18 protein-coding genes are annotated in these 17,464 nt (G+C 61.2%); 1 reads left to right on the top strand and 17 read right to left on the bottom strand.

The annotated features are described in order from the left end of the window. Nucleotides 1-14: 14 nt before the first annotated feature. The 7 genes from Q7C33_RS08845 to Q7C33_RS08815 all read right to left on the bottom strand — a co-directional run bounded on the left by Q7C33_RS08845 (nt 15) and on the right by Q7C33_RS08815 (nt 6,823). Nucleotides 15-797, bottom strand: a complete 783-nt coding sequence (locus Q7C33_RS08845; RefSeq protein ID WP_051065989.1) for a transporter substrate-binding domain-containing protein — start codon at nt 795-797, stop codon at nt 15-17. A gap of 155 nt (nt 798-952) precedes the next feature. Next, nucleotides 953-1,270 carry a DMT family transporter gene (locus Q7C33_RS08840; protein ID WP_030140578.1) on the bottom strand — a complete coding sequence of 106 codons (318 nt, stop codon included), beginning with the start codon at nt 1,268-1,270 and terminating at the stop codon, nt 953-955. Between the two features lie 153 nt (nt 1,271-1,423). Beyond that, a complete protein-coding gene (locus Q7C33_RS08835; RefSeq protein ID WP_407683231.1) occupies nt 1,424-2,626 on the bottom strand; it encodes a trans-sulfuration enzyme family protein in 1,203 nt (400 codons plus the stop codon). A gap of 10 nt (nt 2,627-2,636) precedes the next feature. Continuing rightward, the gene (locus Q7C33_RS08830) at nt 2,637-4,094 is read right to left on the bottom strand and encodes an aldehyde dehydrogenase family protein (protein ID WP_407683230.1); all 1,458 of its coding nucleotides are present in this window, start codon (nt 4,092-4,094) and stop codon (nt 2,637-2,639) included. A gap of 178 nt (nt 4,095-4,272) precedes the next feature. Beyond that, the gene (locus tag Q7C33_RS08825) at nt 4,273-4,710 is read right to left on the bottom strand and encodes an Lrp/AsnC family transcriptional regulator (RefSeq protein ID WP_030140575.1); all 438 of its coding nucleotides are present in this window, start codon (nt 4,708-4,710) and stop codon (nt 4,273-4,275) included. A gap of 14 nt (nt 4,711-4,724) precedes the next feature. Continuing rightward, nucleotides 4,725-6,086 carry a threonine synthase gene (thrC, locus tag Q7C33_RS08820; protein WP_407683229.1) on the bottom strand — a complete coding sequence of 454 codons (1,362 nt, stop codon included), beginning with the start codon at nt 6,084-6,086 and terminating at the stop codon, nt 4,725-4,727. A 41-nt stretch (nt 6,087-6,127) separates the two neighbouring features. Beyond that, nucleotides 6,128-6,823, bottom strand: coding sequence for a B3/B4 domain-containing protein (locus tag Q7C33_RS08815; protein ID WP_217859616.1), 696 nt, complete (start codon nt 6,821-6,823; stop codon nt 6,128-6,130). Between the two features lie 161 nt (nt 6,824-6,984). Here Q7C33_RS08815 and Q7C33_RS08810 point away from each other — a divergent pair, with 161 nt between their 5' ends. Next, nucleotides 6,985-7,587, top strand: a complete 603-nt coding sequence (locus Q7C33_RS08810) for a helix-turn-helix domain-containing protein (protein WP_407683228.1) — start codon at nt 6,985-6,987, stop codon at nt 7,585-7,587. Between the two features lie 48 nt (nt 7,588-7,635). Here the strand turns inward: Q7C33_RS08810 and Q7C33_RS08805 are convergent, their stop codons facing one another. The 10 genes from Q7C33_RS08805 to Q7C33_RS08760 form a co-directional block, all read right to left on the bottom strand. Further along, nucleotides 7,636-8,562 carry a Gfo/Idh/MocA family protein gene (locus Q7C33_RS08805; RefSeq protein WP_258647387.1) on the bottom strand — a complete coding sequence of 309 codons (927 nt, stop codon included), beginning with the start codon at nt 8,560-8,562 and terminating at the stop codon, nt 7,636-7,638. A gap of 91 nt (nt 8,563-8,653) precedes the next feature. Further along, entirely contained in the window at nt 8,654-9,439 is a 786-nt protein-coding gene (locus Q7C33_RS08800; protein ID WP_217859617.1) for a DeoR/GlpR family DNA-binding transcription regulator, read from the bottom strand. Nucleotides 9,440-9,553: 114 nt separating this feature from the next. Beyond that, nucleotides 9,554-10,543 carry a LysR substrate-binding domain-containing protein gene (locus tag Q7C33_RS08795; protein ID WP_407683227.1) on the bottom strand — a complete coding sequence of 330 codons (990 nt, stop codon included), beginning with the start codon at nt 10,541-10,543 and terminating at the stop codon, nt 9,554-9,556. Between the two features lie 40 nt (nt 10,544-10,583). Beyond that, complete coding sequence (locus tag Q7C33_RS08790; RefSeq protein WP_407683226.1) at nt 10,584-11,549, bottom strand: peptidylprolyl isomerase; 966 nt, start codon at nt 11,547-11,549, stop codon at nt 10,584-10,586. Between the two features lie 5 nt (nt 11,550-11,554). Then, a complete protein-coding gene (locus Q7C33_RS08785) occupies nt 11,555-12,037 on the bottom strand; it encodes a YbjN domain-containing protein (RefSeq protein ID WP_181289690.1) in 483 nt (160 codons plus the stop codon). Nucleotides 12,038-12,071: 34 nt separating this feature from the next. Continuing rightward, nucleotides 12,072-12,719, bottom strand: a complete 648-nt coding sequence (locus tag Q7C33_RS08780; RefSeq protein WP_198796780.1) for a DNA repair protein — start codon at nt 12,717-12,719, stop codon at nt 12,072-12,074. A gap of 16 nt (nt 12,720-12,735) precedes the next feature. After that, nucleotides 12,736-14,427, bottom strand: a complete 1,692-nt coding sequence (locus Q7C33_RS08775) for a putative porin (RefSeq protein ID WP_217859621.1) — start codon at nt 14,425-14,427, stop codon at nt 12,736-12,738. Nucleotides 14,428-14,462: 35 nt separating this feature from the next. Next, nucleotides 14,463-15,185, bottom strand: a complete 723-nt coding sequence (locus Q7C33_RS08770; RefSeq protein WP_198796778.1) for an energy transducer TonB family protein — start codon at nt 15,183-15,185, stop codon at nt 14,463-14,465. A gap of 3 nt (nt 15,186-15,188) precedes the next feature. Next, nucleotides 15,189-15,614, bottom strand: coding sequence for an ExbD/TolR family protein (locus Q7C33_RS08765; RefSeq protein WP_181289694.1), 426 nt, complete (start codon nt 15,612-15,614; stop codon nt 15,189-15,191). 10 nt (nt 15,615-15,624) lie between these two features. Beyond that, the gene (locus Q7C33_RS08760) at nt 15,625-17,451 is read right to left on the bottom strand and encodes a DUF2341 domain-containing protein (RefSeq protein ID WP_407683225.1); all 1,827 of its coding nucleotides are present in this window, start codon (nt 17,449-17,451) and stop codon (nt 15,625-15,627) included. Nucleotides 17,452-17,464: the final 13 nt, after the last annotated feature.

The following is a 17,464-nucleotide window of genomic DNA, read 5'->3' as shown; positions in this document are numbered from 1 at the left end:
CGAGCGTCGGAGGGTCATTTGCCGCTGTAGAGATTCAGATCGCCGAAATATTGCTTCTGGATCGAATCGTAGGTGCCATCGTCATGGAGCGCCTGGATGGCCTTGTTCAACAGGGCCTTCAAGTCGGCGTTGCCCTTGGCAATGCCGATGGCCGTCTTGGCCGGCAGGTAGGGGCTGTCCACGGTGTTGCTGAGTTCATAACCGGCACTTTGAGGCGACGCCATGAAACCCAGTTTCGCTTGCAGCGTGTCCTGAATGGAGGCGTCCAGGCGCCCCGCCACCAGGTCGTAATAAACCTGATCCTGATTCTGGTAGGACTGGGTTTTCACACCCGCTTTCTCCAGGACAGATTTTGCGTAGGCTTCCTGGATGCTGCCCTGGAAATAACCGACGGTCTTGCCCTTGAGCGAAGCCACCTCCTCGCTCAGCCCCGAGCCTTTCTTGAACACGTAGGAGGTAGGACCGGAAAAGAGTTCGTCCGAAAAGTCGATGGCTTTTTCGCGTGTGGGGGTCACGGTCATGGAAGACAGGATGCCGTCGAACTTGCCGGCCCTCAGACCAGGAATAAGACCGTCGAAATCGCTCTCGACCCAGACGCACTTGACTTGCAGCCTGGCGCAAATAGCGTTGCCCAGATCGATATCAAACCCTTTGAGGCTGCCATCGGCCGATTTGGATTCGAAGGGCGCGTAGTTGGCATCGACACCAAAGCGCAGTGTCGTGTAGTCCTTGGCCGAAGCCACGCCCACACATAACGGTAACAGCAGGACCGCACACAACTTTCTCAACGAAATCATAAATACATCCCTAACTATTGTAATTGGATTAAGGGCAATCGATGTCGGGCACTGGTGTTCCACGAGCGCAACGATTTCGACTTGAACATTACCGGAGCGTCGCGGTTTTACGAATATGGCAAAGTGAACGATATTACGAGCAAACCGCTCGCCTTTCAGGCAGAAACCAACTTCATCATCAACAAACCACTGACAATCAGGACCGCAGCCACGACGCGCGACAGGCTGGCCGGCTCGCCCAGGAAAATGATGCCTGCCGCGAACGCTCCCACCGCGCCAATGCCTGTCCAGATGGTATAGGCGGTGCCGAGCGGCAAACTTTTCATTGAATAGGACAGCAAGGCAAAACTGGCAATGACCGTTATCAGGGTAATCACCGTCGGGCCGACCCGAGTTAATCCATCGGACTGTTTCATCGAAAACGCCCAAACCACTTCAAGTAATCCAGCAATTATTAAACTCAGCCAAGCCACAATCCAACTCCATTAAATACATGGGCAATTATCCAGGGGCACTCAGCAATGACTGAATGAGATAATTGCTCATAATCTTATTAAAAGAACCCCCGCTGGTACGGGGGCAAAGACGGGTTGACCAAACCCTGTTGCGCGACCTGATCAGCCAAGTTACTTGAATGTTTCATCCAGCGCGGCGGTGATGTCGCTGATCAGATCTTCGGGATCTTCCAAACCGACCGAAAAGCGCAAATGCCCGTACTGGCGAAACTCTTCAGGGTACCTGTCGAAACCGCCCCGGCCCTCCGCGCCGACGTGCACGATCAGCGACTCATCATGCCCCAGCGATACCGCTGACGTGATGATGCGCAGGTTCGAGACAAAGCGGTTTTGCGTGTCCGGATCGCCTTTCACCGCAAACGCCATCATGGCTCCGTACCCCTTGCCGGCGAACTGTCGGCGCGCCAATTCGTGCTGGGGATGAGACGCCAGCCCGGGGTAATAGACGTAGGCGATGCGATCGTCGGAATCGAGAAATTCAGCGATTTTCCCGGCGCTGCTCAATAGCTGGTTCAGGCGCAGCGGCAGCGTGACCGAGCCGCGCATGATCATCCAGGCGTTGAACGGCGAGATGGTCGCGCCGAGGTCGACGAGCGCGTCGTTCTTGATCTTGTCGATCATCCGTTGGGTGCCGATCACCACGCCACCCATGGCATCGCCGTGGCCGTTGATGTATTTGGTCAACGAGTGCACGACAAAATCGACGCCCTGTTGGCTGGCGCGGAAAAATGGCGGGGGCGTGAACGTCGCGTCCACGCTGATCAACGCGCCATGGGCATGGGCAATTTCAGTCAGCGCTCCGATGTCCGCCACCTTGGTGGTCGGGTTGGCGATCACTTCGGTGTGGATCAGCCGGGTATTGGGCCGTAGGGCCTGGCGCACCGAATCCAGGTCGCCCACGTCGACAAACGTCGCTTCGATGCCGTAGCGCTCAGGCAGCAGTTCCGCAAAGAGCCGCCAGACCGCCTGATAGGTAATATCGCTGACGATGACGTGATCGCCGCTTTTCAGGAATGAGAAAAACACCGAATGCAACGCCGCCACGCCGGTGGCGAATACCACAGCCGCTTCACAACCTTCGAGTGCGGCGAGTTTTTTCTCCAGGCACACCTGGTTATGACCTTGGTTGCGCGTGTACACCAGCCCGTCCGGACTCGACCAGTCCATGGTGGCCGGGTCTTCAGGCAGCAGATAAGAGTTGGCCATCACCAGGGGCGTGCGAACCGCGCCACTGGTGGCGTCGGCAACGTTGCCGCCATGCACCGCCAGGGTGGCCGCAGACAGCGAGGACAGGTTCTTTTTATCAGGACGCATGGGTATTTCCTCAGAAGGATGTTGTTGTCTTGCCGGGTGAAATCACGCTTGCACCGGTGCCTGTATGGTTAAGGCAGACGACCTTGGGCTGGGTCATCTCCTCGTAGGCAAAACGCACGCCTTCGCGGCCCATGCTTCCGTATTTGAAGCCGCCGAAAGGCATCGCATCAAAACGGAAGTCCGACGAATCGTTGATCATCACACCACCCGCCTCCAGCCGTTTGGCGGCGCTCAGGGCAACGTTCAGGTCTCGGGTGAAAATGCCGGCGTGCAGGCTGTATTGCGGCTCATTGGCCAGCGTCAACGCCTCTTCCAGCGAGCCCACCGATTGCAGCATCACCACCGGGCTGAAGACTTCCTCGTACCAGAGCGGACAATCGCAGCCGACGTTTTCCAGGACCGTTGGCGAATACAGCGAGCCCACGCGCAGGTTGCCGAACAGCAACGTGGCGCCGTGATCAACCGCTTCGTTGACCAACGCTTCAGCGCGCTTGGCCGCCGCTTCGCTGATCATGGGGCCGACGTCCGTGCGCTCGTCCGCAGGATCGCCGACGACCAGTGCGCGGGTCTTTTCGACAAAGCCTTTTTTGAAGGCGTCAAAGGCCGGCGCCTCGATCAAGATGCGTTGAGTGCCAATGCAGTTCTGCCCCGCTGCCCAGAACGCACCCGACACGCAGGCGTCAATGGCAGCGGCAAGGTCGCTGTCGGCCATGACGATTACCGGCGCATTGCCGCCCAAGTCCATTGCCAGCTTCTTCAGGCCGGCGATACGGGAAATCTGCTCACCGGTGACGAAGCCCCCGGTGAACGAAACCATGCGCACCGCGCGGTGCGCGACCAGGGCCTTGCCCAACGCAGCGCCACCTGTCGCAACGCTGACCACGCCGGGCGGCAGGCCGGCGTCGATCAGGCAACCCACCAGTTTGATCGCCGACAGCGGCGTCAACTCGGAAGGCTTGAGCACGACCGCGTTGCCACCTGCGATGGCCGGTCCGAGCTTATGGGCCACCAGATTCAGCGGATCGTTATAAGGCGTGATGGCGACAATGACGCCGAGCGGCTCGCGGGTGTACCAGCCCTGGCGGGACTCCGACCCGGCGTAGGCATCGAACGGGATCACCTCGCCGGCATTGCGCCTGGCTTCCTCAGCGGAGAGTTTCAAGGTGTTGATGCAGCGCGAGACTTCCTTCCTTGCTTGCTTCAAGGTTTTCCCGGACTCGGCCACGATAAGCCGGGCAAACGCATCCCTGTCGGCTTCGACACCTGACGCGGTGGCTTCCAATATCCGCGCCCGTTCATGTCGCGGCAGCTCCCTGGCAACCAGGGCCCCCAGCAGTGCCGTGTCAATCAGCGGGGTCGCTGATGAAGCGGGCATGTCCATCACCTCACCCACTGGAGAACCGTCAAAGGGGTTGCTAACAACCATCGCCTTATAATCAGCCGCGAGCGAGAGACTCAAATTATTCATAATGATGGACCTGTTGTTTCAATACCAAACAGGTAACTGCACAGTCAGCCACGGCACGTTCTCGTTGTTATAGTTAGGTACTGACGATGATAATTCCGCCATTGATGTTTACGAAGATGGCAAACAGCGCGTTATTACGAGCAATTTGCTCGCGCATCGGCACACTTCGCTTTTCGGTTTACTTAGTGCAAGACAAGACGAAAGACGTGACGGTATTCAATACACCCGGCAACGCCGAGATCTCGCTCCAGACTTTGTGGATGCGATCCGAATTCAGCGCCTCTACGGTCAAGACGATGTCGAGATCACCGCTCATCACGTTGCAGGACGTGACTTCGGGAATGGTGGCCACTGACCGGACCACCTCGGCATCGCGCATCCGGTCCTTTCGATAGACAAAGACCAGCGCCCTGATAGGCCCTGCTTCCGCCGCCGGCGTGCCCTTGACGATGGTATATCCCCGGATATAACCATCGCGTTCCAATCGCTCAATCCTGAGTCGCACGGCATTGCGCGACAAATTGACTTTCAAGCCGATTTCATTATGGGCAAGCCGTGCATGACGGGTCAGCTCATCCAGTATTTTTTCATCAACTTTATCGAGAACACGTTTCATCGCTGACTCCGGTTTTATAACGAGCGAGACTCCGTGTCTTTGGACAAGTCATCAATAAACTGCACCAGCGCGGCTATATCATTGGGTATTGAAATAAAACTTCGGTCGGACAAACGCTGCAGCCCGGCATCACTGATAGATGGATGGGTGGTCGCCAGGCAAATCATCGGAATCAGCAAGCTGCGCCGGCTGACACGCGCCGCACGCAAGCCGATGGCCGTGAGTGGACTGATCAGGTAACCGCTCTGCACGAAAACCTCATGGATGCTATTGAAGGCATCCGCATCCTCCACAGCGAGGGAGTCGAACAATTTGCGCGCTTGCAGCCATTCGTCCTGTTCCAACTGGATCCGCCCGTCTTCCTCCAGCCGCTCCATGTTCCTGGCGACTTTGTTCCCGCAACCATTGAGCACACTCCATTGCAACCGCTCGAAGTTCGAAGCCACGGAGACGTTCATGCACGGCGTCTGGGTGGCGCGGATTTCATGGCGGCGGTAGAGGTTGTTCTGCAGGAATTCGTGCAGGCCCGCATTGGCGTTCGTGGCCACGATCAATTGCCTGATGGGCAAGCCCATTTCCCTGGCCACATACCCTGCGTACAGCGCACCGAAGTTGCCGGTGGGCACGCTGAAGGCCACCTCCCTCTTTGGTGCCCCGAGTTGAAGCGCCGAATAGAAAAAGAACGACAGGTGCGCCAGTACCCTTACCCAATTCACCGAATTGAAGGAGATGAGCGATTTGCGGGTTCGGTGGCTGCCCTTGAGGAACTTCTCGCATAACCGATGGCAATCGGCGTAGTCCCCGTCGACTTCGATGTTGATGACGTTGGCTTGCCCGGTGCTCAACAAACGCCGTCGATGCGCCTGCGTCATGCCCCGTGACGGGTGCAGTACGACCAGTGTCACGCCTTGCACGCCGTTAAAAGCCTTGATCGCCGCCGCACCGGTGTCGCCGCCGGTGCAGCCCACCACCAAGGCCTCCTTGCCACTCTTGGACAACGTGTACTCAATCAGACGGGCCATCAGCTGTAGGCCGAAGTCCTGATAGACGTTGGCAGGCCCGTGAAACAACTCCAGCACCCACTCGTTAGTCGCCGTCTGGTAAAGCGGCGCGACCGCCCTGCTCTTGAAGCCGCAATAAGCCTGCTCGACGATTCGGAACAACTGCTCCCGAGGTATCCAGTCGCCCAGGAAAGGACCGATCACCTCGCAGGCCAGCTCATGGAAAGGCAGCCACTCCAGCCGGGAAAGCGCCTGATCCGTAAACCGAGGCACCTTGCCAGGAACGAACAATCCGCCATCCGGGGCATACGCGCCCATGAGCACTTCGCTGAATGCGTAGGTCTTGCCGGGTGTCCGCGTGCTGACGTAGTTCATGAATGAGACACCCTCTTGCCCCCTGCGGGACAACCTGTTGTTCAGTGAGCGCCAGGACCGACCAATGCACTCTCGATCTGTACACCCGGCATCATCGCCTGCAACCCTTCGATCAGCCTGTCGCCCGCCTCGGTCAACGCTTCGAGCGGCATCGTCGGCAGGCTTTCGAGGATGAACCACATGTGCCTGGCGTCCGCATCGAGGCGTGTCCTGACGCCCTGACGCCAGTTCCAGCGACGGCACGTCACGCCCTGGTCGTCGCGCCAGACCACTTCGCCGGCGTCTGGGAATTCATGGGCGGGCGCGCCTTCTTTCATGGTGTCGAACGGTTCGGAGCCGTCGGCGATCACGAGCCGCGGCGAGCCCACGTAGGCCTCGATGTTTTCGCCGCCGACGGGGATCGCGTACTCGATGCTGATGGCGTTGTAGAGATCGACGACGGGATCCAGGCTCGGCAAGCTGCCGTCCCGCAGCACGCGCTTGCGCAGGGCCTCGGCCGAGCATGGCGTGCGTTGTGGCTTGGCGCCGAACTGTCGAAACGTGTCGGCCCATTGCTGCAGGTGGGCCTCACCCCAGGCGGGACCGCCGGCCAGCACCGATTGGCAGGCACGATCCAGGGCCGTGCGGGCGACGTCCGGTTGGGTCAGCGGCGCAGCCTGCACCACGATGCTCAGGGCCCTGAACCCGGGCGCCAGCTCGGCAACGGCTTGGTCGATCAACGGCAGTACTGACAGCATCAAGGTTCTCCAGCGATCCAAATTGGCTTTCATGCTAGTCATCGCCGACCGCCAAAGTCAATATATCGACTTTTCTGGTCGATAAACTCCGACGAGCTGATTGACGACGCCACCGGCAACCGTCGAGAATCCTGGCCTATCTTCCTCGCGATTCTTTGGTGATGACCCTGAATACCACTATATCGACCACGCCTGGCGCGGATGCCCACGCGGTGAGCCTGGCCGTTGCCCGCACGCTCAAGCAGGCGCGCAAGGCTCAGAAAATCACCTTGGACGAGCTGTCCCGGCGCTCGGGCGTAAGTAAAGGGATGGTGGTCGAGATCGAGAAATGCACGGCGAACCCGAGCATCGGCATCTTGTGCAAGATTGCTGCGGCGCTGGGCCTTTCGGTGGCGGATATCGTCAACGTGGCGGAGCCACCGTCGGCCCACATCATTGACAGCCAGGACATCCCCACGCTCTGGACCGGGGAATTGGGAGGCACTGCACGCCTGCTCGCCGGGACGACCGGCCCGAACATGATCGAGTTGTGGCGCTGGGAGATGTTCCCGGGCGAATCCTTTTCTTCAGCCGGACACCCTCAAGGCACGCTTGAGCTGTTCCATGTCGAGAAAGGCACGTTGAAGTGCGTAGTGGGGGAAACGGAACTGGTGATTCCCGCCGGGAGCTCGGCGGTGGCGAAAACCGATGTCGCCCACGCCTATTCCAACGCGGGCAAGTCGAAGCTGGTCTTCACCATGTCGGTTGCCGAAATACATCAATAGGCATGCGGCGCGCCGATCGTCGCCAGGACGATCGGCGCGTGGGCAAGATCAATCGTAGAACGGCTCGACCAACGTCCGGCTACCGACGAAAAAGCTGTCCGCAACCAGGCGTAGCGGTTGCAGGTCCATGTCGCTGGCCTTGGCACCGATCAGTTGCTGGAAATGCCGGTACACCGCCGCGTATTCGCCCTCCTCCGACACCGCCTGGCGTACATCGTCGATGCTTAATAGCGCGCCGCCGTTGTCCAGGCGCAAGGTGCCTTCGGCGCAACGAATCTCGATGCTCCAGAGCTCGTCATGACCATGGTCGAAATCGAACTCCGCGCGGATGTCGAGATGGCCGGCGTCGGACATCTTGATGCTGGCGGCAATCGGCGACTGGCAGTTATCGGGGACGCGCAGTTCGGCGGACTCGACGAACAGAGCGCGGGGCAGCAAGTGGGTAGCGATGGACAAGGCATTGATGCCCGGATCAAACACGCCCAAGCCGCCGGGCTGCCAGATCCACGCCTGGCCCGGGTGCCATTTGCGCACGTCTTCCTTCCAGTCGATCTGGACACTTTGCAGCGTGCGGCTAGTAAGCCAGTCGCGGGCCGCCTCGATGCCGGGCGCATAACGCGAATGCCAGGCAAACAGGCCGCTGACGCCCTTTTCACGCGCCTGCTCGACCAATTCCATCGCTTCGCCCAAGGTGGCACACGGCGGCTTTTCCACGAGCACATGCTTGCCCGCTTCCAGCGCCTGGCGAACCAGGCCGAAGCGCCCTTGCGGCGGCGTGCAGAAGGCAATCGCATCGACGTGCGGACCGTTTTCCAGCAACTCGCCCAAGGACTGGAAGTTCTCCACGCCGGCGCACGGCTGCCCTTGCGTGGCGACCGCCACCAGCTCGAACGCAGGGTTGGCGCGTATGGCGGGGACGTGTTGATCCTGGGCGATCTTGCCGTAGCCCACCAGGCCGAGACGAATCGGTTGCATCGATGACTCCTGACTTTTGTAGTTGTGATGGGGCAGCAAACTAGACGTAAATCGGCTGGCGGACAATGGGCTTGTATCCCATCGTTGCACCTCAGGCCTTGGCGGGCGCCTTCATGACTTTGGATATCCGCGCCAAAAAAGGATCGAGTCGTTCGTGCGGCGCATCGTGCTCCACCACCAGCGCGGTGACTTCTTCGCAGGATGCGACCTGGTAATGCGCAACGCTGGACAGCTTTTGGTTGGTGACCGCCACCACCACCTGACCGCTCGCAGCGACCACCGCGCGCTTGAATTCGGCGTCGTCCAGGCCAAACGCCGTGACGCCGTTGTCCGGGTCGATGGCGCAGGCACCCACGAAACACACATCGAAATTGAACTGGCGCAATTGCTGGACAGCCGCCAACCCGATCGCGCCGCCCGCAACAGGGTTCAGGCGACCACCCAGCAGGATGACTTCGGCGCTGGGCAGCTTCATCAGCTCCACCGCGATCAACGGCGAGTTGGTGGTGAGGGTCAAGCGCAGGCCTGGATCGATAGCGCGGGCGATAGCCAGGTTAGTCGACCCGGCATCAAGGAAGACGTGCTGGCCCGCGCTGAGCAGCGAAGCCGCGGCGCGGGCAAGATTGTCCTTGCGGGCCGAGTCCTGATGGATTCGGACGTCTATCGGCACTTCGGCCGCCGGCAAGCGAATCGCACCGCCATAGACGCGCTTGCATAAACCGGCCGCAGCCAAAGCGCCCAGGTCGCGACGTATCGAGTGTTCGGAAACGTTGAATTCACTGGCCAGATCAGCCGCGATGACCCGGCCATACAGGGCAAGCCGCTCGCTGATCAATCGTTGGCGTTCGCCGGGGAATACTTCGAGAGGGGTACTCATGGATCCACAACCTGCATAAACGAGCACAAATAGACACAACCGAGCGCAATATGCCTCGTCTCCATCGGTTCGTCAAACCGGCTCGGCACCCAAGCCAATCCGCCGCCCGGCGTGTCAACGCTCGTTCTGGAACCACTCCCTGAGCTGTTCAAACGCCGCGCGAACCAGCGCTGCCAGCCGGGCAACCTCTTCCCTGTGAGCTTCATCGCGGTGTACCGCCATCCAGACCTGCATCGGCATTCCTCGGTCGAACAAGTCGGGCAAAGGCTGCAGCGTCTTGTCGAGTGCGCAGACGTAATGCGGCAGCAGGCCGACGCAGGCGCTCCATTGGATCATCTGGCGCATCAGTTCATAGGAGTTGACCTGGGTCACGCCGGACCGACGCGTGCCGACAGTGCTGTTCCAAGGTTGCAGGGAAGGCATTTTCGCGTAGTCGTGCAGGCTCACCAGCATGTAGTCCTGCAGCTCGGCCAGACTGCGTGGGCGGCTCGCTTCCCGTGAATAACGCTTGGCAATGTGCGGGATGTACTCCAGTTCGGCGAGGCAACTGAGCTCAGCCACCGGAAACGATAGCCGCGGCGCTTGCGCCTGCGGGTCGGTAAGCCAGACGACAACGTCCGCCTCGGCCGGCTCCTGGTCGGGGTTACTGTCGAGACGCAGCAAGTTCAGGCGCACGTTGGCGTGTTGACGTACGAAACCGAGCAGCTCGCGATTGAGGATGTCGTGCAGCAGGGGCTCCGCCACGGCCACGCGAACCAGTGCCTGATCCTCGACGAAAGCATCAGGCAAAGCCAGCAAGGCTCGGTGAGCCAACAATTGGTTGCGCAGGCGCCGACCGTCCTGGCTGAGCACCAGTGCATTGCCTCGGTGCTCGAACAAGGGACTGCCGTAATAGATCGACAACCGCGAGAGCTTTTTTCGCAGCAACGACGCTTTGACGTTCAAGCTCCGCGCCGCCTGCATGAAGCAGCTGCAGCGCGCCGTCACCAGGAAAAACTCCAACGCCTGGAGATCCTTGAGGTTATCCAGATGCCGATCATCGCTATTGATCGAGGGTGGCAACCGCGCACAATCGTGAATCTGGCCAACGTCCTCCAAAGCCATACGCCCTCCTCCCTAAGGTGTCCCCACGCGACCGCGCCGCTTAACGAACAGACTCCAATGCCTGATTCAGTTGCGCGCCATCGATGCTCAGCGTTGCCTTGCTCACCAGCCCTTCCATATAGGCCCTGGCCACTTGTTCCTGGCGCTGATTGCGCAGCGCCTCGCGCAGTTGTTCGCGAACTTCATCCAGGCTGGCGGCGCGTGCTGGCTGCATATCGGTCAGTTTGAGAATGTGAAAGCCCGCCTGGCTCCGCAAAGCGTCGGAAACGCTGCCGACCCGTTGTCGGCTCAAGACCTGGCGCATCTCCGGCACATATTGCTGCAACGGTTGCAAGCCGCTGTCACCGCCCCGTTGGGCCGTCGCCTGGTCCTCGGAAAACTGCCGGGCGAGCTCGGCGAAATCGGCGTTGGGAGCCTGGGCACGACGGGCCAGCTCGGTGGCTTTCTTGCGGAGCGGTTCTTCGTTGGCTCCCGGCTCAACCGCGATGAAGATCTGGCTGACGCGGTACAACGCCGGGCTTTGCAGCTTGTCCTTGGCGCCCTCATAAGCCTGTTGCAGGGCTTGCTCATCCGGATAGTCGGCGGGGACCTGGCTGACGGATTGCAAGTAAGTGCGCAGCAAAATCTGCTCGGTGGCCGCGCGGGTCATCTGTTGGATGTCCGGACGCTCCTGCCAACCTTGGGCGTCGGCCTGCTGCAACAAGGCTTTCTCTGCCAGGCGCGCACGGATCCAGCCCTCCAGTGCGCCACGATTGCCGCGCAGTTGCTCGCGCACCTGCGGTGTGAGCGAGCTCAACACAGCGTTGAGCTCGGCGCTGCTCAGTTGCAGTTCGCCCAGGCTGGCCACGGTCGGCGCCGCCTCGGCCGGGGTTCTGGCGGGTTTCGGTTGTGCCGCGGGCACCGAGGCTTGGGATACGCCGTCAGGGTTGGAGATCACCGTCAGTACAATGCCGCCGAGCACCAGGACAGCCGCACTGATGCCAGCCAGTTTGCTAAACCTGTTCATCGTAATCAGGCCTCTTCGACCGCAGCTTCCTGCGTTACATCCGCACCGTCCTTTTGCTGCTCGCGTGCGTGCTGGCTGTAGTCGCGCAGGTACACCACGAATTCTTGCAACAACCGGTCCCAGAGTTCCAGCACGCCACGCACGTGGTCTTCACTGACACCGGCGGCAACGATGGCGTCCATTTCCATCACCAGGAAATCACCCTGGCGACTCAGGCGGGCAAAGCGGCGGCTGGCATTCCATACCTGGACCAGGCCTTCAGGCAATTCGCCCTCGATGCGCAGCGCGCAACTGAACGTGAAATCCAGAAAGCTGCCCTCGGTGGCGGCCGGGTTGCCGAAACGCACGGCAAAGCCAATGCCCTGGCTGGCGCTCAACAACTGCACCACGGCGCCTTGTTCGGTACGATTGACGCGGTAGCCGGCGGCTTGCAGCAGTTCGCCCAGTTGTTCGGGAGTGATGCTCAGGATCAGTGTTTGTGCGGTCATGACTGGATTTCCCTTGTGGTCATTTGATCAATGGTTATTTGCCGGCGGTGGTCTTGGTGGCATCGAACTGGGTCTGGTACAGCGCATCGCCATAGCGCTGCGCCAATTCTTCGAACTTCACCCGCGCGCCACTGGCGAAGGGTTGGCGGATCTTCAATACGTCGCTGACCTCGATGTTTTCGTAGGCAGTCAGAATCTCTTTGGCGATGCCGTACATCTCTTGGTTTTTCGCCACGCACTGCTGCACTTCACTGTCCCGACTGGTCAGGCTGGCTTGCAGCGTGGCACGCGCCGCCTCTATACCCCGCGCACGGCCCAGCAGTTCTTCGTAGGCCTGCTTGAACTTGCCGACCTGCTCGGTACTGGCGGCTATCTGCGCCTGGGCGCTGCTGCGGACAGCGTCTTGCTGTGCGCCCAGTTGTTCGCTCTGGCTGCGCGCCTTGGCGAGTTCGGCGGTCAGTTGCTTGATTTGCGCTTGTGCCGCACTCAGCTCGGTTTGCGCCGCTTGGCGCGCGGCGGTGCCTTGCGCCTGTTCGCTCTGCAAGGCTTGCAGCTGTTGGGTGGTGCTGCGCAACTGGGCGCGCAAGCGTTCCTCCATGGTCTCTGCCGAAGCGCCGAGGGCTGCACCGAGCCCCAACAGCAGCACCACGGCGTGGATCGCGGGATGAAATGACTTTTTCATGCTGTCCCTCCCGGCGCTAGAAGCGCGTGTTGAGCTCAAGTTGCAGAACGTCGATATCGAACGGCGCGCCGTAGACTTCTTCGCTGCTCAACCAGCGCGCGGTCGCGAAGACGTTGTCTTCGATGCCGTAGTTGCCGCCGAGGAAATAACCCTTGGCGTTGGTGCCGCCGAGGTGGAACGAGGAGTCGTTGAAGCCGTCCGGCAAGGCGTCCGGCTCGATGTATTTGTAGCCGGCGAACAGGTTCCAATCGCCGCGCTTCTTCAGGTCCAGGGAACTGCCCAGGGTGAACTGCAGCATCCAGGCGGTATCGCCGCTTTCGATGTCACCGTTTTCGTCCACGTTGTTGACCAGCGCACCGGCCGAGCGCTTGCGCATCTTGCCTTCGTCGTAGCCGAGGTTGACCAGGTAGTTGCCCTGGCTGCGCAACTTGAGATCGTCGAACAGCAAGGTGTCCCAGGCCAGATTGAGGTCAAGCACGTTGAACTCCGAGGCCAGGCCGACGAATTGTGGTTGCGGCGACGTGGTCGGTGCGGACGGGTCCGGCACCAGGTTGCGCAACTCCATCAAGGTGTTGCCCTTTTGCATGAACGCCGGACGCGTTTCGTCGCTGTCACAAGCCGGCGCGCCGTCATAGATGGCGCAGGGATTGGAGCGTCGTCCTTCGATGTCGTCAAATTGGTAGTAGGCCAGCGCGCCCTTGATGCTGTTGTCCGGCGCAAACGCCCAGTTCGCACCGAGTTGCGCGCCGTAGAGCCATTTGTTCTCGCTGTCTTCTTTGTTCAAACCATCGCTCGACGCGCTGTCGGAGCTGTATTCCACCGGGAACGCGCCCAACGTGCCGAATACCGCCAGGTCTCGGTTCAACGGGTGATTGAACGAGCCGGCGATACCGTCGAAATTGAGATCGTTGGAATACAACAGATCGGTAGACATGAATGGATTGGGCATGCGTCCCCCGGTGAAGCTCCACTCCTTCGTCGGGCGGTAATTGAGGTAGCCCTGATCGAGCCACAGGTCCTTTTTGTCGAAGCCGCCGCCCAGCGTCTGGGTGGTGGACACAGGACTGCTGTCCGAGCCCGTGCCCAGCCGGATGGCGGCGGTCCATTGAGGGGAAAGCGCGGCCCGCAAGCCCATCCGGGCACGCAAGCGCAGCATGTTCTCGCGATCTTCGCGGGTGTTGAGCAGCGGTGGGTATTGCGTACCGCTTCTAGGGTTGACGTCATAGGGCCCGCTGTTATTGAGTTCGGCGAAATCGACGATCTCGTTGCTGTTGCTGCCCGAGTAATAGCGCGACTCGTTGCGCAAACGCACGTCGCCTTCAAACGTGATGCGCGACACCCAGTCGGGAAAGGTATTGGGCTGTGCCCAGTTTTCCTGTTTGGCCTGGGCGATCACCTCGGCCTTCACCTGGTCGCGAATCTGTTCCCGCACGATGGCCGGCACGTATTGCACCCGCACCTCCCCCGGCGCGCCGGGTGCTGGCACCGGCGCGGCAGTCGCGGCGGCCTGCCGGGCTTGCACGGCCTCGGCTTCGGCCTGGTCGATCAGCGCTTGCGCCTGGTCCTGCTTGAGCACGCCTTGTTGAACCAACAGGCGGATCAGATTGACCGTAGCGTTCTGCGACGGCGTCTGCGCCAAGGCACTGCCCGTCAGGCTGGCGATCACCAGGCCGACACCCAGCGCCAATCGATTGATTTTGCAGATCATGAACACAACTCCTAATGGTCTCTTGGCGACCCGGCTCAGCCCGGTCGGCGTCCTTGTAGGCGGATACGCACCGGCACCTGCAACGAGGCGGGGGGACGTTCCAGATGGGGTGAAGCGCGCAAGGTCGCCAGGACCTTGGCGTCGAGTTCGGCATCGCCACTGCTGCGTCCCAGCTCCACGCGCGTCACGCGACCGGCCTGGTCCAGCCAGACGTCAGCCTCCAGGCGAAACGCCAGGTTGCGCAGCTCGGGCGACTCGCGCAGCAAGCGCTGGAAGCTGTAGGCCAGGAACTGGCTGTAGGTGCCGTTGCCGAGGCGCCCGCCGCCGGTGCCGGCCATGCCGCCGCCCTTGCCCGCGCCAATGTTGAAAGCGTCGGAACCCGCCTGGGCGTCACTGTCCATTTGCATCGGGTCGGCCAGGTCTTCGGCGGGCGAAGGCGGCGCCTCTTCCTCTGGCTTGACTTCCTCGGGCTCTGGCGTGGGCTCGGGCTCGACGATTTTTTCTTCCACCGGCTTTTCCGGCTCCGGCGGTTTTTCCGGTGGCGGAGGCGGAGGTGGCGGCAAGGGAATGATCGCCGGGATCTTTGGCGCCTCGCGGCGAATGCCGCTCATGTCATTGGCCCATGTCCACAGCAGCCAGGCCAGGCCCGCGCCCGCCAGCAGGCCAACGCTCCACAGCAGTACTCGACGCACCGTCCTGGTGACGTCGCGCTGTTGCTCCAGATGGCCGTTCTGCGGCTGTTCAGGAAAAGACGTCATGGCTCAGCCCTGGCTCGGTTTGCCGGTGACCAGGCCGACCTGGGACAGCTCCAGGCGACGCAACAGGTCCAGCACTTCAATGACTTTCTGGTACTGCACGGTGGAATCACCGCGCACGATCACCGGAAAATCCGGGCTCTGCGCCTTCTCGATGCGCAAGCGGTCTTCCAGTTCGTTGAGGGTGACCGGGTAGGCATCGAGGAATACCTGGCCGCCATCATTGATGGAAATCGCCTTGGTCTTGGGCTGCGAAAGCGAGATGGTCGAGCTGGCCTTCGGCAGGTTGATCTGGATGCCGGAGACCTGGGCGGTGGCGGTGAGGATGAACATCACCAGCACCACCATGAGCACGTCCACGAGTGGCGTGATGTTGATGGTGTCGACGGCAGCATCTTCGTCATCGTCCAGGGCGCTGTTGAGGTTGGCCATGGTCGTCCCCTCACACCGTCAACGACGGACTGGCGACATGGTTGCCCCGTCGATGCGCCGCTTCGCTGGATTGGCTTTCACCGTGGACTTCGGCCAGGCGGGTGATGAACTCATCCACGAAGACGCGCATGTCGGCGCTGACTTCCTTGTTGCGCGTGGTCAGGCGGTTGTAGCCAAACAGCGCCGGGATCGCGACGAACAGCCCCATGGCCGTCGCCAGCAAGGCCGCCGCCATGCCCGGCGCGATGGCGTTGATGTTCACGTCACCGGCCATGGCGGTGCCGAGGAAGACCACCATGATCCCCAGCACGGTGCCGAGCAGGCCAATGTAGGGCCCACCGGCGATGGCATTGGACAGGGTCGACAGCTTGGCGCTGAGCTGCTGGTTTTCACGTGTCCGGACGCCGTCCATGGAGCAACGGATGGCTTCGATGGTGGCGGCGGAAATCGACGACGTATCGGCGCCTTGGTCGCGGCGGGTGCGGATCTCGGCCACCGCCACCGTATACAGGCGCCACAGCGACGAGTCCGCCAGGCGCTGCGCCAGGTCGCGTTCATCGGCCAGCATTTCCAGCCGAGTCCCGACCTTGGCGAAGTGACTGCGGAACAATTCGTTGGCACGGCTGACACGGGCGACATTGCGACTCTTGCGCACCATGATCACCCACGACTGCAACATCATCAGCACCAGGATGGCAATGATCACCCAGGCGTCCAGCGGCACCGCGTTGAGCAGGAAACCCAGGCTGCCGAAGCCGAAGCCGGACTGTTCTTCGTCCACGCCGTAGACCACCAGGCGTGACTCGGCGCCCTGGGCGGTGGCATCGGCCAGGATCAGCTCGGGCGAGCGAGCGATGCGCGACACGCGCAGTTCATCGAGGGCGCCGGTGAAGGCTTGATAGGTCGCGGTCGGCGCGCCGACAGCCACCGCTGCCGGTGCATCGCCACCGATCGCGATTGCACTCTGCAAGGCCGGCAGCGGCTGCGCCAGGTTGGCCGCCACTCTGCCGTTGACGTACAAACGCAACCCACTGGCATCGGCTGTCAACGCCAGGTGTTGCCATTGCCCAAGGGCCACGGCCTGGTTCGCCACCGCGCGCTGGCCGTTCACCTCGACGAAAGGAACGCCCTGGTTCATGCCCACCAAGAGCGAGTTGCCGGCGTCACGACGGGCCAGCAGCAGTTGTTCCCCTGCCCCCTGCTCCATGCGCAACCAGGTGCTGAACGTCATCGCGCCCCCCGCGTTGACGCCCAGGGACGCGCTGGCCGGTAACAACAGCGGTTGGCCGTTGAATTGCGCCGCGCGGCCGATCACGCCGTCAAGGATGCCTGCCGGTGCGTTCTGCGCGTGGTTGGCAAAGGCGTTGGCATCACGCGGTGGCGCGCCAACGGCACCATCGAAGTGATAGACCAGGCTGTAATCGGCGTCGAACGCCAACTGGGGATTGCTGGTGGCCGGTGCTTTCGGGTTGCCGTAGTACATCCAGATGTCCGAGCGCTTGCCCCCCTCCACCATGGGCACGTCCACCCAGATCAAGGCCATGCCCATCAGCGGATCGAAGCTTTCAATCTGGTGGTTGAGCACGGTGTGGTCGTCGGCGGCGACAAAGCGAATGTCCGAGCCGTTTTCGTTGACACCGTCAAAGGTGAAATTGCCGGTGTGCAAACGCACCAGCAGCGCAGTGCGCCCCACCGCCTCGTTGATCGCCGCGCCCTGGGGGGTGGTGTCGATGCTGATCTGTTTGCGGTAATGCCAGTCGTCCTGCCACCAGGCGTTGGCCGTTGCCGGCAGCGCAAGGCCCAGGCAAGCGAGAAGAATGAAAATCAAGCGATGCATAACGGGTTGCTCC

Origin of the sequence: Pseudomonas sp. BP11-1-1 (genome assembly GCF_052112105.1) — a bacterium.
In the GTDB taxonomy this organism is placed as follows: domain Bacteria; phylum Pseudomonadota; class Gammaproteobacteria; order Pseudomonadales; family Pseudomonadaceae; genus Aquipseudomonas; species Aquipseudomonas alvandae.
Note: the sequence above shows the minus strand (reverse complement) of the source record. Positions and strands in the feature narration are given on the sequence as shown.